Origin of the sequence: Pantoea dispersa (genome assembly GCF_014155765.1) — a bacterium.
Lineage (GTDB): Bacteria > Pseudomonadota > Gammaproteobacteria > Enterobacterales > Enterobacteriaceae > Pantoea > Pantoea dispersa.
In genome coordinates this window covers 1,001,110-1,021,707 of sequence record NZ_SCKT01000001.1, presented here as the reverse complement: position 1 = coordinate 1,021,707, position 20,598 = coordinate 1,001,110, and the positions used below count along the sequence as shown (strand labels likewise).

The window sequence follows — 20,598 nt, the reverse complement described above, 5'->3', positions numbered from 1 at the left end:
CGATAAAACGAGAGCCGTGTCATGAGTGCAATGTTTGATGCTGAAAGCGCCATTTATCCCTTCCCGCCGAAACCGGCGCGCCTCAGCCCGCAGGAAAAAGCCGGTTACATCGAAGAAATTAAACGTCTGCTCAAAGCACGCGATGCGGTGATGGTGGCGCATTACTACACCGATCCGGAAATCCAGGCGCTGGCCGAAGAGACCGGCGGCTGCGTGGCGGATTCCCTTGAGATGGCACGCTTTGGCAGCCAGCATCCGGCGCAAACGCTGCTGGTGGCCGGCGTGCGTTTCATGGGCGAAACCGCCAAAATCCTTAGCCCGGAAAAAACCGTGCTGATGCCCACGCTGCAGGCAGAGTGCTCGCTTGACCTCGGTTGCCCGATTGACGAATTTAACCGCTTCTGCGATGCGCATCCGGATCGGACTGTAGTGGTGTATGCCAACACGTCGGCAGCGGTAAAAGCACGCGCCGATTGGGTAGTGACGTCCAGCATTGCGGTTGAGCTGATTGAATATCTCGACAGTCGCGGTGAGAAAATTATCTGGGCACCGGACCGCCATCTGGGCCGTTACGTTACGCAGCAAACCGGCGCTGATGTGCTGTGCTGGCAGGGCGCCTGCATCGTGCATGATGAGTTCAAAACCCAGGCGCTGCAGCGCATGAAAGCGCTCTATCCTGACGCGGCGGTGCTGGTGCACCCGGAGTCACCGCAGGCGATCGTCGACCTGGCCGATGCGGTCGGTTCCACCAGCCAGTTAATTCAGGCCGCCAAAACGCTGCCGCATCCGCAGATGATTGTGGCGACCGATCGCGGCATCTTCTACAAAATGCAGCAGGCGGTACCGGATAAAGAGTTACTGGAAGCGCCCACCGCGGGCGAAGGAGCGACCTGCCGCAGCTGCGCGCACTGCCCGTGGATGGCGATGAATGGCCTGCAGGCTATCGCTGAAGGGCTGGCACACGGCGGCGAGCAGCATGAAATTCACGTCGATGCGGCGCTGCGTCAGGCGGCGTTACTGCCGCTCAACCGCATGCTAGACTTTGCAGCACAACTCAAACTTACGCTGAAAGGGAACGCCTGAGGCGGTTTTCATACAGGTGCAGATGATGGACTTCTTTAGCACACACAATATTCTGGTTCACATTCCGATTGGCGTCGGCGGCTACGATCTGTCATGGATTGAGGCGATCGGTACGCTGGCCGGCCTGCTGTGTATCTGGCTCGCCAGCCAGGAAAAAATTATCAACTACCTGTTTGGTCTGATTAACGTCACGCTGTTTGCGGTGATTTTCTTTCAGATTCAGCTGTATGCCAGCCTGCTGCTGCAGCTGTTCTTCTTTGTTGCCAACGTGTACGGCTGGTACGCGTGGAGCCGGCAGACCAGCAGCCATGAAGCGGCGCTGAAAATCCGCTGGCTGCCGCTGCCGAAAGCCATCGGCTGGGGCGCCGCCTGCGTGATCGCCATTGCGCTGATGACGCGCTATATCGACCCGGTATTCGCTTTCCTCACGCGCACCGCGGTGGGTCTGATGCAGTCGCTCGGCCTTAACGTGGCGATGCCGCAGCTGCAGCCAGATGCCTTCCCGTTCTGGGATTCCTGCATGATGGTGCTGTCGATTGTGGCGATGATCCTGATGACGCGCAAATACGTCGAGAACTGGCTGCTGTGGGTGGTGATCAACGTTATCAGCGTGATGATCTTTGCGCGTCAGGGCGTGTATGCCATGGCGCTGGAGTACGCCATTCTGACGCTGATCGCGCTGAACGGCACGCGCCTGTGGATGCAGAGCGCACGGGAACAGGGTTCGCGCGCGCTGTCCCATTAGTGGTGATGATGCGCGTGGCCTTCCAGCGCTGCGTGCTCGTGCTGCGTGCCGCTCTCCTCGCATAACTCGCAGTCCGGGCCGACGCAGGGCTGATACTCCATCTGCACCGTGGCATGGGCAATCTGATAATGCTGGTGCAGATACTGATGAATGCGTCGCAGCAGGCCGTCGTGATCGTACGGCGGAATCACCTGCACGTGCAGCGTCAGCACCGGCTTTTCGCCCACCTGCCACACATGCACATGATGCACATTACGCACTTCATCAATGTGACGTGTCAGCGCCCGCGCTAGCTTATCCACGTCGATATGCGTCGGTGCGCCTTCCAGCAGCTCGTGCAGGCTCTCGCGCAGCAGCGCCCAGCCGCTGCGCACCACCAGCAGCGCCACCAGCAGCGACAGAATCGGATCGATCGGCGTCCAGCCGGTCAGCATGATGATCACCGCTGCCACGATCGCGCCCACCGAACCCAGCAGATCGCCCAGCACGTGCAGCGCGGCGGCACGCACGTTGAGATTCTTCTCTTCGCTGCCGCGATGCAACAGCCAGAACGACAGCAGATTCGCCAGCAGGCCGGCAATGGCGATGCCGAGCATCAGGCCGCCTTCAATCGGCTCGGGCTGGTAAAAACGGCGCAGCGCTTCCCAGACGATCAGGACGGTAATCACCAGCAGCGCGATGGCGTTAACGAACGCTGCCAGCGTGGTAAGACGCAGCAAGCCAAAAGTGTGACGCGCATTCGGTTTGCGCCGGGCGAACTGCACGGCCAGCAGCGCCATTAGCAGCGCGGCGGCGTCGGTGAGCATATGTCCGGCATCGGCCAGCAGCGCCAGCGAGCCGGACACCAGCCCGCCGATGACCTCGGCAACCATAAACAGCGCGGTGACGCCAAACGCGGCGGCGAGACGCGCGCGGTTGCCGCCGTGCTCACTGTGAGAATGAGTGTGTGCCATAACGTTCCAGTTGGTTAAGTAGCCTGTTCGTTAATGATATCAGTAAATTGAGATTATCACGGTCAGGCTGATGCTGTTTTGCCGCGTCGGCCAGCTGCTGGCAGCGGGCGGCCACGTCGTCAATGCCGAGCATCAGCCAGCTGCCTTTCAGGCGGTGCGCCGCGCGCGCCAGCTGGGGCCAGTCTGCGGCCGCGCTCGCCTGCAGCAGCGCATCACGATCCTGCTGCAGCGTACGCTGCAGGGTGTGGCAAATACGCGGGATGAAAGCCGGATTGTGCTGCGCCAGAATCTGCAGGCTGTCCGGCAGCACCTGCAGCGGATCGCGCACTGCCTGCGCCAGCAGCGGTGCAATATCCCGCAGAGTCACTGGCTTAACCAGCTGCGCTTCGTGCGCCTGCAGTGGCAGTTTCAGCAGCTGTACGTCGGCGGAGCACAGTATGCGCAGCGCAGGCTGCTCGCGCTGGCGCTGACGGCGGCGCAGGATGCGTAGCAGCGTCAGGCCATCCGGGCGTGGCATCATCTGGTCGATAAACAGCACATCAAACGGCTGCTGCGCATCGGCCCGCAGCAGTTCGCGGCCATCCTCAAACACCGCCGCAGTAATGCCAAAGCTCGCCAGCTGCTGCTGCATCACCAGCAGATTGGTCGGGTGATCGTCGACAATCGCCACGCGCAGCTGCGGATAGTGCGGCCAGTGCGTGGCGTCATCCGCCGCCGTCGCCGCACAGGGTTCCAGCGGCAGGCGCACGCTCACCGTGGTGCCCTGCTGCGGTGCGGAGTGCAGCGACAGCGTGCCGCCCATGCGCTGTACAATCTCGCGACAGATAAACAGCCCGAGGCCGCTGCCCTGCACCGCATGGCGCTTGCCCGACGGCGCCTGATACCACGGTTCAAACAGCTGCGCCTGCTCGCTGAGCGGAATGCCGCTGCCGCTGTCGCTCACCGTCAGCGCGATATCCCCGGCGACCGCCAGCGTCAGGCGAATTTCGCCGTGGCGGGTAAATTTCAGTGCATTGGCCACCAGGTTGTTCACCACCTGCTGCAGGCGATCGCTGTCGAGCATCACGCTGGCCGGCAGCGGCGTCAGCGCCGCTACGTGCAGCTGCGGCCCGCCATCGCGCATCAGCGGGTGATAAAACTGCTGTTGCTGCTGTAGCCATAGTGTGAGATCGAGCGGGCGCGGCGTGAGGCGGAAGCTGTGATTCTCGATGCGCGCATGATCCTGCAGGTCGTTCAGCAGCGTCATCAGCGACCGGGCGCTGCTGTGCATTACATCGAGCCGCGCGCTGGGATGCTGCTGCTGTTCCAGCTCCAGCAGGCCCAGTATCGCCTGCATCGGCGTGCGCAGCTCGTGGCTGGCGGTGGCGAGAAACTGACTTTTAGCGGCATTGGCGCGCTCCGCCTGCTCGCGCTGTAACCGCTCACGCCGCTGCTGCAGATAGCGGCGCAGCAGCAATACCAGCAACAACAGGATGATCACGGCGGCCGCAATCAAAATCAGCAGCGGCACATTGCGCATCGTCATGGTGGTGCCGGGCTGCGGCGGCTGCGACCAGCTGACGCGCATCTGGTTCAGCGTATCCGCCGGAATCTGCTGCAGCGCATGGTCGAGCAGGGCGCTCAGCTGCGGCTGCTGTGCGCTCACCTGCGGCGCCAGCGGCCAGGCGATATCGCTGGCCACAAAGGCGAGATGCACGCGGTTGCCCTCATGGCTGGCCATGCGCCAGCGCGCCGACAGCACGTTATCCACCACTGCATCAATCTGGCCAGTGTTGAGGGCCTGCCACAGCTGGGCGCGATCGTCGAACAGCTGGGGCGCGATCTCAGCCGGAAGCAGACGCTGCGCCAGATCGCCACGCAGCACGCCGACGCGCTGAGCGTGCAGCGCGGACCAGCCCATCGGCTGCCTGTCGGACAGCGTGTAAATGCCCCAGATGGCGCGCCACACCGGCAGCGCGGTGCGGTTAGCATCGTCCCCGTACAGCGGCTGTAACAGGTTGAGCATCACCTGCTGCTGCTGCAACAGACTGGCGGCCTGCTGCGGATTATTGACCCAGCGCGGCGTGAAACGCAGGCCGGTGCTCTGGCTCAGGGCGTTAAGCAGGTCAATACCGAAGCCGCGCGCGTTGCCGCTGGCATCGCGATAGCTCCACGGCGCGTTATCGCTCTCGGCGGCATAAGGGATGGCATCCTGCTGCGCCAGCCACTGTTTCTCTTCGCCCGTCAGCATCAGGGTTTGCGTATCCTGATAGCGCAGCAGCGGTGGACTCCAGCGCTGCTGCACGCGATTGCTGAACTCCGCTGGCAGCAAACGCAGCTGGCGGTTGAGCCAGGCAATCAGCGCCGGATCGCGTGTCAGTGCGCGCAGCGACAGCTCGCCGGCACCGGGATCGGCGGTGATTTGATAAATCTGTCCCTGCTGCAGCTGGCCGAGCAGGAAACCGGCGCTGGCTTCATCGGCCACCAGATAGTCACTTTGCTGGTTCAGCAGCGCATACAGCGCCTGTAAATTGCCGGGCAGCGTCTGCCAGCGGTGGCGATGTGCAAAGGTTTGCGGCAGTTGCGCCAGCGTGTCGGCGGCGATGGTCAGCTGAGCGTTGTCACTGTTGAACATCACCGCGCGCTGGTTGTCGCGATTGCGGTAGATGCGCATCGGGCTGGTGAACCAGCTCTCGCTGGTCAGTACGTCGGCGGGCAGATCGCGCTGGCGGGTGCTCAGCACCATATCCACGTCGCCACGCTGCAGCGCCGCCAGCTGGGCGGCAAAGTCAGGATAGCCGTGCAGGCTGAATGTGCTGCCGCTCAGCTGGCTGAGGGCGCTGAGATAATCGGCATCAATGCCCCAGATGCGATCGCCGATGCGCATCGCCCAGGGCGCGCTGTTTTGCGCCGGCACCGCCACGCGCAGCACCGGTCCTGGCCACGGCTCGGCGTGCGGCGCGGGCATCATGGCGGGCAGCATCACGCTGCTGGCGGGCTGCAATCCGGCGCGCGCCAGCAGACTGAAAAACAGCGCGAACAGCAGCAGCCAGCGTGTCACTGCTGCGCTTTCCACAGTTCTGCCAGCTCGACCACCGACTGCACGCCGGTCTTCTCGAGGATATTTTTCTTGTGGGTGCTGACGGTTTTATTGCTGATGTGCAGCTGTTCGCCAATCTGGATGTTCGACAGCCCGCGCACCAGCAGCGCGACAATCTGCTGCTCTTTCTCGGTGAGTGGAAGTGCAATGCGCTCCGGCAGCGGCGGAAACGCCTGCTGGCCGCCCAGCACCGCCAGAATCGCGCTCAGCAGCTGCGCCATGCTCTGACTCTTCACCACATAGCCGGCCGCGCCGAACGAAGCGGCGCTGAGCAGCGTGTGGCGGCTCTGCTGGGCCGAGTAAATCAGCACCGGACACTGCTGATGGCGCGCGCGCAGACGGCGCAGCAGCTCCAGACCATCGCTGTCCGGCAGGCCGATATCCAGCACAATCAGGTCAATAGGATGCTGTTGCAGCAGCAGGCGCGCCTGAGCTTCGTCGCCGGCGGCGTAGAGCTGTAACGGAATGGGGGCGTTGAGGCAGGCCGCTTCCAGCGCGACTTCAACTAACGGGTGATCATCGATAAGCAGCAGCGCAGCCATGAAACAGTTCCTGTGAATTTCATAGCGTTAGCATAGCGGAAATAGGGCAGGGGAAAAACAACAGGGCGAGCCGAAGCTCGCCCTGCATCACGCTCCGCGTGGATTACTGCGTGGTGCCGTCAGTTTTGTGTTTAACGTGACCACCGCCTTCCTTAGTTTCAACTTTCTTATTCATATCCGGGCAGCGACCATCTTTACACATGGTATTTTTGTGTTCCTGGCTGGCCGACATATTGCCGGAGCTGGTACCAGAAGTCGCGGCACCGTTGGTGTTCATGCTGCCGTTATTAATGTTGCTATTATCGACATTATTTGGCGGCAGATTCTCTTTCGCGCCGCCTGCGGCTGCGCCGGCTTCTGCTGACGCATTCGCCTGGCCGTTGTTGTTATCTGCAGCCAGTGCTGCGCCGCTGCCCAAAGTCATCGCTGCCGTCAGAAAAATCAATGCAAACTTATTCATCATTATGCTCCTGTAATAAATGGATAGTTGCCGCGTGACACCCGCTGGTGCTGTTTGACGAAAAAAGCGTGCCGCGACGGAATTTAATTCCGTCATGAGTGTTCGGCATGAATATAAATAGCGAAAGCACCTCATTCCTCAGTGCTTACGTTTAAAAAGCTTAGTTCATAAACGAATAAATGCAAATCTGAGCGAGCCATTGGCGCACAGGACATAATTTACACCTGGTGCCTGAAGGGATACATTGGACGGGTTGCGCCCGGCGTACGCAGGGCCAGAAATTTGAATGGAATAAGTATGGATTACCAGAACGACGATTTACGCATCAGAGAGATCAAAGAGTTATTGCCCCCTGTTGCGCTGCTGGAAAAATTCCCCGCCACCGATAACGCTGCTCAAACCGTTGCCCAGGCCCGCCAGGCCATTCACCGCATTCTGCACGGTGAAGATGACCGCCTGCTGGTGGTGATTGGGCCATGCTCCATCCACGATACGCAGGCAGCCAAAGAGTATGCCGCGCGCCTGCTGACGTTGCGCGAGGAGCTGAAGGGTGAGCTGGAAGTGGTGATGCGCGTGTACTTTGAAAAACCGCGTACCACGGTGGGCTGGAAAGGGCTGATCAACGATCCTTACATGGACGGTAGCTTCCAGATTAACGACGGCCTGCGCCTGGCGCGTAAGCTGCTGGTGGATATCAACGACACCGGACTGCCGGCTGCCGGTGAGTTCCTCGACATGATCACGCCGCAATACATGGCGGATTTGATGAGCTGGGGCGCGATTGGTGCGCGTACTACCGAATCGCAGGTGCACCGCGAGCTCTCCTCCGGGCTCTCCTGTCCGGTCGGCTTCAAAAACGGTACCGACGGCACCATCAAAGTGGCGATCGATGCCATCGGTGCTGCCAGCGCGCCGCACTGCTTCCTGTCAGTCACCAAATATGGTCATTCGGCGATTGTCGAAACCAGCGGTAATGAAGATTGCCACATCATTCTGCGCGGCGGCAAAGAGCCGAACTACAGTGCGGAACACGTTGCGGCGGTGAAAACCGGGCTGGAAAAAGCGGGCCTGCGTCCACAGGTGATGATCGACTTCAGCCACGCCAACAGCAGCAAGCAGTTCCAGCGTCAGATGGTGGTGGCCGCAGACGTGGCGCAGCAGATTGCCGGCGGCGAGCAGGCGATTACCGGCGTGATGATTGAGAGCCACCTGGTGGAAGGCAACCAGAGCCTCGACAGCGGCAAACCGCTGGTGTACGGCCAGAGCGTCACCGACGCCTGTATTGGCTGGGACGACACGGAAAAAGCGCTGCGTCAGCTGGCACAGGCGATCAAAACCCGTCGCGGCTAACGGCAGCGCACGGCATAAAAAAAGGCCAGACTCGCGTCTGGCCTTTTGCGTTTCAGCGTGAACTTACTTCGCTTTACCCTGGTTAGCAACGGCGGCGGCTTTCGCTGCGATCTCGTCGGCATCACCCAGATAGTAATGTTTGATTGGCTTGAAGTTCTCGTCGAACTCATACACCAGCGGAACGCCAGTTGGGATGTTCAGTTCGAGGATCTCATCTTCGCTCATGTTATCGAGGTATTTCACCAGCGCGCGCAGTGAGTTACCGTGCGCGGCAACGATCACTTTCTCACCGCTCTTGATGCGCGGCAGAATGCTCTCGTTCCAGAATGGGATCACGCGATCGATGGTCAGTGCCAGGCTTTCGGTGGTTGGCAGCTGCGCGTCGGTCAGGGATTTGTAGCGCGGGTCGTGGCCCGGGAAACGCTCGTCGTTACGATCCAGCTCTGGCGGCGTAACGGCAAAGCCGCGGCGCCACTGTTTCACCTGATCGTCGCCATATTTGGCGGCGGTTTCCGCTTTGTCCAGGCCCTGCAGCGCACCGTAGTGACGCTCGTTCAGACGCCAGGTTTTCTCGACCGGCAGCCAGGCCTGATCCAGCTCATCCAGCACGTTCCACAGAGTGTGGATGGCACGCTTCAGCACTGAGGTGTAGGCAAAATCAAACACGAAACCTTCTTTTTTCAGCAGCTGACCGGCTGCTTTGGCTTCGGTGCGACCCTTGTCGGACAGATCCACGTCGTACCATCCGGTGAAGCGGTTTTCCTGATTCCACTGGCTTTCGCCGTGGCGCACCAGAACCAGCTTAGTTACGGCCATAGCTTTACTCCTTAATGCTTAATGTTTCGATGATGATAGAAACCGGCTGCGGCCGCTGATTTCAGCGGCACACTGATAGCGCCATACCATAGCGGAAAACAGCGCACGGCGTAAGCCTGTCGGCACCGCAGTGCGCGTTTTTCAACCGGCGCTTAGTGCGGGGTGAAGCGATAACGCGTCACGGAGTGCCATGTGTCGCCGGGCTGCAGCCAGCAATCAGGCTGCGGCCACTCGCTATGGTTGGGCGAATCCGGTAAAAACTCACTCTCCAGAGCGATGCCCTGGAAAGCAGTATAGCTGCCCTGTTCACGGGCGCGCGTTCCCTCCAGATAGTTGCCGGAGTAGAACTGCAGCGCCGGCGCGGCGGTGAACACGCTCACGCTAAGTTTGTCGTCCGCTGACCACAGCTGCGCAGCAGGCTGGCTGCTGTCACCGGCGGTGGTGAGCAGAAACGCGTGATCGTAACCTTTCACCGCGCGCTGATCGTCGTCGGCCAGGAACTCATCCGCCACGCGTTTCGGCTGGCGGAAATCAAAGCTGGTGCCGTCCACCGCTTTCAGCGGCGCATTGGGAATGCCTGCGCTGTCCACCGGCAGATAACGATCGGCCTGCAGTTGTAAGCGATGCTGGCGCGCGTCGCCATGATGCGCATCAAGGTTGAAGTAAGCATGGTTGGTCAGGTTGACCGGACAGGCCTGATCGGTCTGCGCTTCATAGCGAATCGACAGGCAGTTATCGTCATCGAGCTGATAAATCACATCGGCAATCAGATTGCCGGGATAGCCCTGATCACCGTCCGGCGAATCAAGACGATAGTGCACTGCGCTGTCGCTCTGGCTGAGGATCTGCCAGCGGCGCTTGTCGAAACCCTGCGGCCCGCCATGCAGCTGGTGCGGACCCTGATTGGCCGCCAGCAGCCGGTTAAGCGGCTTCAGCTCAGCGAAGGCGATGCGGTTCGCGTAACGCCCGATGGTGGCACCGAGATAAGCATCCTGATGCAGATAGTCGGACGGCGTGGCGCAGCCGAGCAGCGCTTCGCGCACGCTGCCGTCCTGCATCGGCACGCGCGCCGACAGCCAGGTGGCGCCCCAGTCCATAAAGGTGGCGACCATGCCGTTGCGGTTGCGCAGCACGGTGATGCGCCACGGCTGGCCGTCCGGCGCATGAGAGTTGACGTCGCTTACCATTGGCCGGCTCCTGCTGAGGCTTTACACACGTAAAAGGTCTCTTTGATGCCGGTCTGCGCTTCGTACTGCTGCGCCACCGCCGTTTTCACCTGATCGACCAGATCGGTTGGCATCAGGGCGACAATACAGCCACCGAAGCCGCCGCCGGTCATACGCACGCCGCCGCGCGGGCCGATTTCCGCTTTAACAATCTCCACCAGCTGATCGATGGGCGGTACGGTGATCTCAAAATCGTCGCGCATTGAGGCGTGCGAGGCGGCCATCAGCTCACCCATGCGTTGCAGATCGCCGCTGCTCAGCGCGTCCGCCGCTTCCAGCGTCCGGGCATTTTCGGTGATCACGTGACGCACGCGTTTGGCCACCAGCGGATCGAGCTGCTGTTCTGCTGCCGCAAACTCCTCCAGCGTCACGTCGCGCAGCGCCTTTTTGTTGAAGAAGCGCGCACCGGTTTCGCACTGCTCGCGGCGGGTATTGTATTCGCTGCCCACCAGATTACGGCGGAAGTTCGAGTTGATAATCACTACCGCGACATCCTCCGGCATGGATACGGCGCGCGTACCCAGCGTGCGGCAGTCCAGCAGCATGGCGTGATCCTGCTGGCCGAGTGCGGATATCAGCTGATCCATGATGCCGCAGTTGCAGCCAACAAACTGGTTCTCCGCTTCCTGCCCGTTAACGGCAATCGCTGCGCCGTCGAGCTTCAGCTGATAGAGCTGCTGGAACACAGTGCCCACCGCCACTTCCAGCGAGGCGGACGAGCTGAGACCGGCACCCTGCGGCACGTTGCCGCTGATCACCATATCCACGCCGTCAAAGCTGGCGTCGCGCTGCTGCAGATGTTTCACCACGCCGCGCACGTAATTGGCCCACATCGGTTCGCTGAGCGGCTCAATCGGCGCATCCAGCGAGAAGCTATCCTGCTGATTGTCGTAATCCACCGCCACCACGCGCACCTGGCGATCGTCGCGGCGGGCGCAGGCAATCACGGTCTGATAATCGATAGCGCAGGGCAGCACGAAGCCATCGTTGTAATCGGTATGCTCGCCGATCAGATTCACCCGGCCCGGTGCCTGAATGCTGTGGCTCGGCGCATAGCCGAAGGTGTCAGCGAAAACCTGTTGAGTGATCGATTTTAAAGACATTTATTGTTCCTCGCGGAAATGGATAGCGCTGACAGAGCGCAGACGTTCTGCTGCCTGTTCCGCCGTTAAATCACGTTGGGTCTCGGCCAGCATCTCGTAGCCAACCATAAATTTTCGTACCGTGGCGGAGCGCAGCAGCGGGGGATAGAAGTGCGCGTGCAGCTGCCAGTGATCGTTGGCTTCGCCGTTAAACGGCGCGCCGTGCCAGCCCATCGAATAGGGGAACGAGCACTGGAACAGATTGTCGTAACGGCTGGTGAGCTGCTTGAGCGCCAGCGCCAGATCGGTGCGCTGCGCCTCGTTAAGATCGGTAATACGTTTCACGTGCGTTTTAGGCAGCAGCAGGGTTTCAAACGGCCAGGCCGCCCACCACGGCACTACCGCCAGCCAGTGATCGGTTTCAACCACGGTACGGCTGCCGTCCTGCAGTTCACGCGTTACGTAATCCACCAGCAGCGGCGTACCTTTATCAGCAAAGTAGCGGCGCTGGTTGTCATCCTCTTTTTGCGCTTCATTCGGCAGAAAACTGTTGGCCCACACCTGACCGTGCGGATGCGGATTTGAGCAGCCCATCGCTGCGCCTTTGTTTTCAAATACCTGCACCCACGGATAGTGCTGACCGAGTTCAGCGGTCTGCTCCTGCCAGGTGCGCACGATGTCCTGCAGGTTGTGCAGCGGCAGTTCGGGCAGGGTTTTGCTGTGATCTGGCGAGAAGCAGATCACCCGGCTGGTACCGCGCGCGCCTTCACAGCGCATCAGCACATCATCGCTCTGCGGCGCGTCCGGCGTATCGGTCATCAGCGCGGCGAAGTCATTGGTGAACACGTAAGTGCTTTTGTAATCGGGATTTTTGTCGCCGGTGATACGGGTGTTACCGGCGCACAGGAAGCAGTCCGGATCGTGTGCGGGCAGTTGCTCCAGCGCCGGCGTCTCCTGCGCACCCTGCCAAGGACGTTTGGCGCGATGCGGTGACACCAGCACCCATTGATCGATCAACGGGTTATAGCGGCGATGCGGATGATCGACCGGGTTAAATTTTTGCATAACAAGTCCTGGTAATCGGCAAACAGAAGAAAATCACTGCCTTCAACGTAGCATAACGGTGGCGCTGAAAGCGTGATCCAGTCTGGATAAATGGTATCGTTTACACAAGGTGACGATTCTCATTTTGTGGGTTTATGCGCAACGTTTGCTGAATAATGCGGCAGGCTAGTGGTAGCGGTTACATTTTTAGGGGAAGAAATCTGTCAGGTGCGTACTGTTATCGCCGGGTCGCCATGCATGGCGACCCGCTCATCAATGAAAACTAACGCAACGCCTCCTGCTGATAAGCATAGCCCGCGCCCTGTTTTACAAAACTCAGGCGGTGGGTGATGCACTGCGGCGCGTCCTCAGCGTGGTGAGACACAAACATCAGCTGGGTACGGCCTTCGCCGATCAGCACATCAACAAAGCGGCGCACCAGCTGGCGGTTAATGGGATCGAGCCCCTGCAGCGGTTCATCCAGGATTAGCAGCGTCGGGTGCTTCACCAGCGCGCGCGCAATCAGCACCAGCCGCTGCTGGCCCCACGACAGGCTATGAAACGGCGCATCGGCCAGCGCATTGTCCATGCCAAGCAGCGCCAGCCACTGGCGCGCCAGCGCTTTCTGCCGATCCGATACCGCCTGATACAGACCGATCGAATCAAAAAAGCCCGAGAGGATCACCGTACGCACATTACAGCTGACGCGGTAATCCAGATGCAGGCTGCTGCTGACGTAACCGATATGCTGCTTGATGTCCCAGATGGTCTCACCGCTGCCGCGGCGAATACCAAACAACGTTAAATCATTGCTGTAGCCCTGCGGATGATCGCCGGTGACCAGGCTGAGCAGGGTCGATTTACCCGCGCCGTTGGGGCCGATGATCTGCCAGTGCTCGCCGGGATTGACCTGCCAGTTCAGGTCGTCGATCACCGCGTGATCGTTATACGACACCACGCCGTTGCGCAGGATAACGCGCGGCGCATCTGCCGCCAGCTGCGGCAGCTGATCCGGCTGGTCCGGCTCCGGCAGCGCCATGCCCTGCAGGCGTTCGCTGTGCGCCAGCTGCGCCACCAGTGCTTCGGCGAGAATCGCCTGGCGCGCGCCCACGTGCGTCAGCGTGCACTCCGCCAGCACGCCGACCTGCTGGACAAAATCCGGGATATCGTCAAAGCGGTTCAGCACCAGCACCACGGTGTAGCCGTCGCGATGCAGCTGATGCAGCGTATCGGCAAGGCTGGCGCGCGATGCCACATCCAGACCATCAAAAGGTTCGTCGAGGATCAGCAAATCCGGCTGCGCCATCAGCGCCTGACACAGCAGCGTTTTGCGCGTTTCGCCGGTAGAAAGGTATTTGAAGCGGCGAGTCAGTAAAGCGCTGATGCCAAACTGCTGGGCCAGCGCCTGCGCCCGCGCCTCATCCTTTACTTCATCCTGAATGATCTCCAGCGCGGTGCGGCCGGTGTCATCTTCGCCTTCACTCAGCAGATCGGTGTTGTTGCGCTCCCACTCCTGCGTCACCAGCTGTTGCAGCTGCTCCAGCGACAGACGGGTGCGGCGCTGAAAATCCTGCCGCAGCTCGCCCTTTGCCGCCGTCAGCTCGCCGGACAGCGCGCGCGCCAGCGAAGATTTACCGCTGCCGTTGGCACCGACAAAGGCCCAGCTTTCGCCGCTGTGCAGGGTTAAGTCCGGCAGGGTCAGGGTACGGCTATCGCTCAGGTGAAATATGCCTTGCGAAATTTGCAATGAGGCCATGATTTGTTCCGTTTTCTGCATCAAGTCGCTCAGTTGTAGCGAGCCAGCGAAATGAAGTCAAATCATGGCGGCCAGATCAGAGCAGTGTGGCGATGATGGCGTGTTCTGCATTAAAACAGGCGGTCACGGCGCTGCCGGGCTGCAGATTATGCTGGCGAAGCGCCTGGCTGGGGACGGTGGCGCACAACATTTCACCGCCCGCCAGCGCAATCAGCACTTCACTCTGCGTTTCGCCGGGTTCGATGGTGTGGACAAGGCCCGGCAGCTGATTATCGCCCTCTGCGGCGTCAGGCGTCAGGCGGATCCACGGCGCTTTGATCAGCACCAGCACCTCTTTACCGCTGTCGAGCTGTAGCCGCTCCGCGCTGCGTTCGGTCAGAGCCACCTGCAGGCGAGTCACGCCGTCGTTCAGCAGTATCTCAACATGCTGCTGCACCTGCTGACGATCGCGCGCCTGCACCGTGCCAAATAGCTGGTTGCGCGCGCTGGTTTGCAGGGAAAAGCGGGCGATCGCCGCCAGCAGGCTGTCGAGCGGCAGGCTGTCGTTTTGCAGCACGTCAAAGGCTTTTTGCTGGATCTGCTCCATCAATTGAAACAGCTGAATCAATCGCTCGCCGTAGCGCGTCAGCCGGGCACCGCCGCCGCCTTTGCCGCCGGTCGCGCGTTCGACCAGCGTCTGATCCGCCAGCTGATTCATCTCATTGATGGCGTCCCAGGCGCTTTTATAGCTGATGCCCGCCAGTCTGGCGCCCTGGCTGATGGAGCCGGTTTCCTGCACGCGCCTGAGCAGCTCGATACGGCGCGGATCGGCAAACAGTTTCTGCTGAAGACGAATGTGAAGAGAGAGTTCTGCCTGCATGTCAGCTCCTTAGATGAATGCGCCAATTGTAAGGCCTAAAGTAAAAGCACGAAAAGGGCAGTGCCTTTTTTTCTCCAGCCGTTACAATCACTTTTTTACTCTTTGCGCGAGGTTTCCATGCTGGAACTGTTAAAAAGCCTGGCGGTCGCCATCATCATGGTGCCCATCGTGATGGCGATTATGCTGGGTCTGATTTACGGCCTGGGTGAAGTCTTTAACGTCATCTCTAAATTTGGCCGCCGCGACGACCGTCCCGCCAATAGCTCACACCACTGATTTTTAACGCCCGCACGCTGCGGGCGTTTTGCCCTTAACTTCCCGCCGTTTTTGCCGATATAAAGCTCATGACAGCTTTCAGGCTCGCGTTGTATTATCAACTATATAACGTAACCTGGAGTTCTCTATGCAAAATACGCTTTATCACTGGGCGGCCGCAGCCGTGGTCACCGTGTCGCTGTCGGGTCAGGCGCTGGCGGCGGAGAAAATTACTGTGTTCGCTGCGGCCTCGCTCACCAACGCGATGCAGCAGATTGCCACGCAATATCAGCAAAAAAGCGGCGTTGAAGTGGTATCCTCGTTCGCTTCCTCGTCGACGCTGGCGCGGCAAATCGAGCAGGGCGCCCCGGCGGATCTGTTTATCTCTGCCGATCAGCAGTGGATGGACGATGCGGTGGCGAAAAACAGCGTGATCGGCAGTACGCGCTACACGCTGCTGGGCAATGATCTGGTGCTGGTGGCGGCAAAAAGCGCTAACGCGCAGCCGGTGACCATCAATGCGCAGACCCAATGGCAGAACCTGCTTAAGGGCGAGCGCCTGGCGGTGGGCGATCCGGATCACGTGCCGGCAGGCATCTATGCCAAAGAAGCGCTGCAAAAGCTGGGTGCGTGGGACACGCTGTCTTCACGGCTCGCACCGGCTAACAACGTGCGTGCCGCGCTGGCGCTGGTGGAGCGACGCGAAACGCCATATGGCATCGTGTACGGTTCCGACGCGGTAGCCAGTGATAAGGTGCAGGTGGTCGGACGCTTCCCCGAAGCGAGTCACAAACCCGTAGAGTACCCGATGGCGGTGGTCAGCGATCACCAGAACGCAGCGGTGCAGGCCTTCTATGACTATCTGCAGGGGCCGGATGCCGCTGCCGTGTTTAAACAGTATGGATTTACGCCGAAGAGATGATACTGAGCGATCCCGAATGGCAGGCCGTATTCCTCAGCCTGAAAGTTTCCTGCGTGGCGGTGCTGTGCAGCCTGCCGTTTGGCATCCTGATGGCCTGGATTCTGGCGCGCTGTCGCTTTCCCGGCAAAACCCTGCTCGATAGTCTGATTCATCTGCCGCTGGTGCTGCCGCCGGTGGTGGTCGGCTATTTGCTACTGCTGACGCTGGGCCGGCGCGGTCTGATTGGCAGCTGGCTGTACGACTGGTTCGGCGTGACCTTCGCCTTCAGCTGGCGCGGTGCGGTGCTGGCCTCCGCGGTGATGGCGTTTCCGCTGATGGTGCGCGCCATTCGTCTGGCGCTGGAGGCGGTAGACAGCCGGCTGGAACAGGCGGCGCGTACCTTAGGCGCGGGCCGCTGGCGGGTGTTTTTCACCATCACGCTGCCGCTGACTTTTCCGGGCATCATTGTGGGCACCGTGCTGGCGTTTGCCCGCTCGCTCGGTGAGTTTGGTGCCACCATTACCTTTGTCTCCAACATTCCCGGCGAAACCCGCACCATCCCGTCAGCCATGTTTACCCTGATTGAAACGCCCGGCGCGGAAGGCACTGCGGCGCGGCTGTGCGCGGTGGCGATTGCGCTGGCGCTGCTGTCGCTGGTGGCCTCAGAGCTGCTGGCGCGCTGGGGCCGCAAGCGGCTGGGAGCGGCCTGATGCTGAAAATCAACATTGCGCAACAGCTCGGTGAGCATCAGCTCAACGTCGATGTGGAGATTCCGGCCAGCGGCATCACCGCGATTTTTGGCGTGTCCGGGGCAGGAAAAACCTCATTAATCAATGCCATCAGCGGTCTGACGCAGCCGCAGAGCGGCCAGATTGCGCTTAACGATCGTCTGCTGTTTGACCGCGACAGCGGTATCAATCTGCCGCCGGAAAAACGCCGCATCGGCTACGTGTTTCAGGATGCGCGCCTGTTTCCCCATTATCGCGTGCGCGGCAATCTGCAGTATGGCATGGCGCCCAAAATGAAAGCGCAGTTCGGGGCGCTGGTGACGCTGCTGGGACTGGATGCGCTGCTGGATCGCTATCCGGCCTCGCTGTCGGGTGGTAAAAAGCAGCGCGTGGCGATGGGCCGGGCGCTGCTGAGCGCGCCGGATATCCTGCTGATGGACGAACCGCTGGCGTCGCTCGATCTGCCACGCAAGCGCGAGCTGATGCCCTATTTGCAGAAGCTGGCGAAGCAGGTGGAGATTCCGCTGCTGTACGTGAGCCACAGTCTGGAGGAGATTGTCCAGCTGGCGAATCAGGTGCTGGTGCTGGATAACGGTAACGTCAAAGCCTTCGGCGCGCTGGAAAAAGTGTGGGGCAGCAGCACGATGCGGCCCTGGCTGCCGGCGGCCGAGCGCAGCAGCGTACTGCGCGTGCAGGTGCTGGAGCAGCATCCGGATTACCCGATGACCGCGCTGTCGCTTGGCGATCAGCACATCTGGGTCAGCCGGGTGAATCAGCCGGTGAAAAGTATACTGCGCATCCGTATCGCCTCGGCGGACGTGTCGCTGGCGCTGCAGCCGCCGCAAAATACCTCGATCCGCAATATCTTACCGGCGCAGGTGGTGGAGCTGCTGGAGCTGGACGACCAGGTCGAAGTGAAGCTGCGCATCGGCGTCAGCGAGCTGTGGGCGCGCATTTCACCGTGGGCGCGCGACGAGCTGAATATCCGGCCCGATCAGTGGCTGTATGCGCAGATCAAGAGCGTGTCGATTACCGCGTAACACAAACCGGACGACAACGCGGTACGTCTGGTCTGCGGATCAGCGCGATTTTTCGCGCTTTTTTCCGGTCACCCTACAGATACCTTGTGCCGCGACCAGCCTGGCGTTACAGCACTTCCTGGTAGATCACCTGCGCAATGCCCGGCTCAAGGTTAGTACCGATAACTTTGCGCGCGCGTGCTTTGATGGCGTCATCGGCATTGCCCATCGCCACGCCCAGCCCGGCCTGCTCCAGCATGCTGAGATCGTTGTAATTGTCGCCAAACGCCAGCACGTCCTGCATGCTCAGACCCTGGCTCGCCACCCACTGCGCCAGGCGTTTGCCTTTGCTGTTGCCGGCCTGAGCGATGTCGACCTGATCGTGCCACGACCATTCACACGCCAGACCCAGCTCGCGTTCGGTGCGTTCAGCAAACTGCTGCAGCGCGCGGGTATCCGGATGCGACAGGGCAAATTTCCAGATCGACTGCGCGTCGTGTGCCGCCTGCGCCAGACTCGGCACCTGTACAAACAGCGGGCGCTGCGCTTTCGGCAGCGACTGCGCCCAGTTGAGGGTGCGCGTCACATGGCCGGTCGCTTCCTGGTACAGCATCGCATCATCGACATACAGCAGACCGTGAATATTCTCCTGATCGAGCATCTCAATCACCCGCGCCGCCTGACTTTTCTCCAGCGGATCGGCCGCCAGCACCCGTTGCGCCTGGTAATCGTACAGGTACGTGCCGTTACAGCAGATGGCGGGCGTTGTCAGCTGCAGCGCCTGATAAAACGGGTGAATCGCGCAGTGATGGCGACCGGTGACGATCAGCACCTGAACGCCAGCCTGTTGCGCGCGGGCTAAGGCTTCAAGGGATTCTGGCAGGATGGTTTTGTTTGGGGTTAGCAGGGTGCCGTCGAGGTCAAGGGCGATTACGCGGTAGCTCATTACACTTTCCGTCCGGAGTTAGCAAAGCAGTAAGTCTACACCCGCCAGCGGCCCTGAGACAAAAAGCAGGGCACAAATCAGCCCAGCGCGCGGCGGTGAAACGCGCTACAGTTACTGTTTTTCATCAGGCAGCGAATAAGGAAAACGCATGAAACAAGTCGTGTATACCGCCAGTCCCGAGAGCCAGCAGATCCACGCCTGGCAGATGCAGGAAGATGGCGCACTGACGTTATTGCAGGTCACGGATGTGGCCGGCCAGGTGCAGCCGATGGTGGTGAGCCCGAAGAAAGATTTTCTCTATGTCGGCGTGCGTCCGAATTTTCGCGTACTGGCGTACCGCATTGCGGCCGACGGTACGTTAAGCCTGGCCGGTGAAGCGCCGCTGCCGGGCAGCCCGACTCACATTTCTACCGACCGCCAGGGCAACTATCTGTTCTGCGGCTCGTATAACGATGCCTGTGTCAGCATCAGTCCGATTGGCAGCGACGGCCTGCCGCAGTCGCCACTGCAGGTGATTAACGGGCTGGAGGGCTGCCATTCGGCGAATATCGACCTCAGCAACCAGACGCTGTTTGTGCCGGCACTGAAACAGGATCGCATCTGCCTGTATCAGCTGCAGGCGGACGGCACGCTGGCGCCGCGCGCGCAGCCGCAGGTGACCACCGTAGAAGGCGCCGGCCCGCGTCATATGGCGTTCCACCCGAACGGCGCCTATGGCTATGTGGTTAACGAACTGGACAGCACCGTCGACGTCTGGGCGCTGAATAATGTTAACGGCCAGGTCGAGCGCGTGCAGAGTCTTGATATGATGCCACCGGGCTTCAGCGATACGCGCTGGGCAGCGGATATCCATATCACCCCGGACGGTCGCTTCCTGTATGCCTGTGACCGCACCAGCAGCACGCTGACCGTGTTCAGTATCAGTGAGGACGGCTCGGTGCTGACGATTGAGGGTTATCAGCCGACCGAAACTCAGCCGCGTGGCTTTAACATTGATGGCAGCGGTCAGTATCTGGTGGCGGCGGGGCAGAAATCGCATCACATTGAAGTCTATCGCATCGGCGATCGTGGCCTGCTGCAACCGCTGGCGCGTTACGCTCTGGGTCAGGGCCCGATGTGGGTAGTGATTCACGCGCTGGACTGAGGAACGCGCTTCGGTCATGCAGGGTCGCCATCTACGGCGACCTCTGCTGGGGTGCGCAGCGATGCGCACCTTATGTAATCAGGCGTATTTCACCGTGATCGACGCGCTGGCCAGCGCATGGAAGTGCACGTTGAAGCCGACCATCGCGCCGCTGGCACCTTCGTCCACCTCAATTTTCTCCACGTCCAGCGCATGCACCGTAAAGATGTAGCGATGCGATTCGCCCTGCGGCGGCGCTGCGCCACCGTAACCGCTCTGGCCGAAATCGGTACGCGTCTGAATGGCACCCTCTGGCAGTTCCGCCACGCCGGAACCGGCGCCCTGTGACAGCACGGTCACCTCAGCCGGAATATTAGCGACCACCCAGTGCCACCAGCCGGAGCCGGTCGGGGCATCCGGATCGTAGCAGGTCACCACAAAGCTTTTGGTGCCGGCCGGCACTTCATCCCATGCCAGGTGCGGCGACAGATTATCGCCCTGGTAACCCATGCCGTTAAACACGTGGCGCTCGGGCATTTTATCGCCATCGTTAAAATCCTGGCTCACTACGCGCATGATCTCTCCTTTCCTGTTGTGTACTGCTTTCCATGATGGTGGAAAATGGCGGCGA

Annotated in this window: 20 protein-coding genes; 8 read left to right on the top strand and 12 right to left on the bottom strand. The window is 60.5% G+C overall.

All coding sequences use genetic code 11. The annotated features are described in order from the left end of the window. The first annotated feature begins 21 nt into the window (after nucleotides 1–21). Both nadA and pnuC read left to right on the top strand, forming a co-directional pair. Nucleotides 22–1,083, top strand: coding sequence for a quinolinate synthase NadA (gene nadA / locus H7K56_RS04880; RefSeq protein ID WP_058757866.1), 1,062 nt, complete (start codon nucleotides 22–24; stop codon nucleotides 1,081–1,083). A 25-nt stretch (nucleotides 1,084–1,108) separates the two neighbouring features. After that, complete coding sequence (gene pnuC, locus H7K56_RS04875) at nucleotides 1,109–1,828, top strand: nicotinamide riboside transporter PnuC (protein ID WP_058769456.1); 720 nt, start codon at nucleotides 1,109–1,111, stop codon at nucleotides 1,826–1,828. On the opposite strand, the gene zitB is transcribed toward pnuC, so the two are convergent. The 4 genes from zitB to H7K56_RS04855 all read right to left on the bottom strand — a co-directional run bounded on the left by zitB (nucleotide 1,825) and on the right by H7K56_RS04855 (nucleotide 6,865). After that, complete coding sequence (gene zitB, locus H7K56_RS04870) at nucleotides 1,825–2,781, bottom strand: CDF family zinc transporter ZitB (protein ID WP_058757864.1); 957 nt, start codon at nucleotides 2,779–2,781, stop codon at nucleotides 1,825–1,827. The two genes, pnuC and zitB, sit on opposite strands and share 4 nt — an antisense overlap. Further along, nucleotides 2,756–5,836, bottom strand: a complete 3,081-nt coding sequence (locus H7K56_RS04865; RefSeq protein WP_166709785.1) for an ATP-binding protein — start codon at nucleotides 5,834–5,836, stop codon at nucleotides 2,756–2,758. Before H7K56_RS04865 ends, zitB begins: the two co-directional genes overlap by 26 nt. Then, a complete protein-coding gene (locus H7K56_RS04860) occupies nucleotides 5,818–6,402 on the bottom strand; it encodes a response regulator transcription factor (protein ID WP_150361770.1) in 585 nt (194 codons plus the stop codon). Before H7K56_RS04860 ends, H7K56_RS04865 begins: the two co-directional genes overlap by 19 nt. Before the next feature lie 103 nt (nucleotides 6,403–6,505). Further along, nucleotides 6,506–6,865, bottom strand: coding sequence for a YbgS-like family protein (locus H7K56_RS04855; RefSeq protein WP_165899363.1), 360 nt, complete (start codon nucleotides 6,863–6,865; stop codon nucleotides 6,506–6,508). Between the two features lie 294 nt (nucleotides 6,866–7,159). On the opposite strand from H7K56_RS04855, the gene aroG reads away from it, so the two are divergent. Beyond that, entirely contained in the window at nucleotides 7,160–8,212 is a 1,053-nt protein-coding gene (aroG, locus tag H7K56_RS04850; protein ID WP_021508517.1) for a 3-deoxy-7-phosphoheptulonate synthase AroG, read from the top strand. Nucleotides 8,213–8,275: 63 nt separating this feature from the next. Here the strand turns inward: aroG and gpmA are convergent, their stop codons facing one another. The 6 genes from gpmA to modE form a co-directional block, all read right to left on the bottom strand. Further along, nucleotides 8,276–9,028 (bottom strand): 2,3-diphosphoglycerate-dependent phosphoglycerate mutase, encoded by a 753-nt coding sequence (gene gpmA, locus H7K56_RS04845; protein WP_010616013.1) that lies wholly within the window; start codon nucleotides 9,026–9,028, stop codon nucleotides 8,276–8,278. A gap of 152 nt (nucleotides 9,029–9,180) precedes the next feature. Beyond that, nucleotides 9,181–10,215, bottom strand: coding sequence for a galactose-1-epimerase (gene galM / locus H7K56_RS04840; protein WP_021508516.1), 1,035 nt, complete (start codon nucleotides 10,213–10,215; stop codon nucleotides 9,181–9,183). Next, the gene (gene galK, locus H7K56_RS04835) at nucleotides 10,209–11,357 is read right to left on the bottom strand and encodes a galactokinase (protein WP_150361771.1); all 1,149 of its coding nucleotides are present in this window, start codon (nucleotides 11,355–11,357) and stop codon (nucleotides 10,209–10,211) included. Before galK ends, galM begins: the two co-directional genes overlap by 7 nt. Continuing rightward, nucleotides 11,358–12,401 carry a galactose-1-phosphate uridylyltransferase gene (gene galT, locus H7K56_RS04830; RefSeq protein ID WP_059010746.1) on the bottom strand — a complete coding sequence of 348 codons (1,044 nt, stop codon included), beginning with the start codon at nucleotides 12,399–12,401 and terminating at the stop codon, nucleotides 11,358–11,360. Nucleotides 12,402–12,663: 262 nt separating this feature from the next. Continuing rightward, on the bottom strand, nucleotides 12,664–14,136 hold the full coding sequence (gene modF, locus H7K56_RS04825; RefSeq protein WP_150361772.1) for a molybdate ABC transporter ATP-binding protein ModF: 1,473 nt from the start codon (nucleotides 14,134–14,136) through the stop codon (nucleotides 12,664–12,666). Nucleotides 14,137–14,212: 76 nt separating this feature from the next. After that, nucleotides 14,213–14,995 (bottom strand): molybdenum-dependent transcriptional regulator, encoded by a 783-nt coding sequence (gene modE / locus H7K56_RS04820; protein WP_150361773.1) that lies wholly within the window; start codon nucleotides 14,993–14,995, stop codon nucleotides 14,213–14,215. Between the two features lie 117 nt (nucleotides 14,996–15,112). Here modE and H7K56_RS04815 point away from each other — a divergent pair, with 117 nt between their 5' ends. The 4 genes from H7K56_RS04815 (at nucleotide 15,113) to modC (ending at nucleotide 17,919) form a co-directional block, all read left to right on the top strand. Continuing rightward, a complete protein-coding gene (locus H7K56_RS04815) occupies nucleotides 15,113–15,271 on the top strand; it encodes an AcrZ family multidrug efflux pump-associated protein (RefSeq protein ID WP_021508511.1) in 159 nt (52 codons plus the stop codon). Nucleotides 15,272–15,398: 127 nt separating this feature from the next. After that, on the top strand, nucleotides 15,399–16,172 hold the full coding sequence (gene modA, locus H7K56_RS04810) for a molybdate ABC transporter substrate-binding protein (protein ID WP_150361774.1): 774 nt from the start codon (nucleotides 15,399–15,401) through the stop codon (nucleotides 16,170–16,172). Further along, on the top strand, nucleotides 16,169–16,861 hold the full coding sequence (gene modB, locus H7K56_RS04805; RefSeq protein ID WP_150361775.1) for a molybdate ABC transporter permease subunit: 693 nt from the start codon (nucleotides 16,169–16,171) through the stop codon (nucleotides 16,859–16,861). Before modA ends, modB begins: the two co-directional genes overlap by 4 nt. Next, the gene (modC, locus tag H7K56_RS04800) at nucleotides 16,861–17,919 is read left to right on the top strand and encodes a molybdenum ABC transporter ATP-binding protein ModC (protein ID WP_150361776.1); all 1,059 of its coding nucleotides are present in this window, start codon (nucleotides 16,861–16,863) and stop codon (nucleotides 17,917–17,919) included. The genes modB and modC overlap by 1 nt, the downstream gene beginning before the upstream one ends. A gap of 106 nt (nucleotides 17,920–18,025) precedes the next feature. Here modC and H7K56_RS04795 read toward each other — a convergent pair whose 3' ends face one another. Further along, a complete protein-coding gene (locus H7K56_RS04795) occupies nucleotides 18,026–18,844 on the bottom strand; it encodes a pyridoxal phosphatase (RefSeq protein ID WP_058769464.1) in 819 nt (272 codons plus the stop codon). A 148-nt stretch (nucleotides 18,845–18,992) separates the two neighbouring features. On the opposite strand from H7K56_RS04795, the gene pgl reads away from it, so the two are divergent. Next, entirely contained in the window at nucleotides 18,993–19,988 is a 996-nt protein-coding gene (pgl, locus tag H7K56_RS04790) for a 6-phosphogluconolactonase (protein WP_150361777.1), read from the top strand. 78 nt (nucleotides 19,989–20,066) lie between these two features. On the opposite strand, the gene H7K56_RS04785 is transcribed toward pgl, so the two are convergent. Beyond that, a complete protein-coding gene (locus tag H7K56_RS04785; RefSeq protein ID WP_058781275.1) occupies nucleotides 20,067–20,543 on the bottom strand; it encodes a kinase inhibitor in 477 nt (158 codons plus the stop codon). Nucleotides 20,544–20,598: the final 55 nt, after the last annotated feature.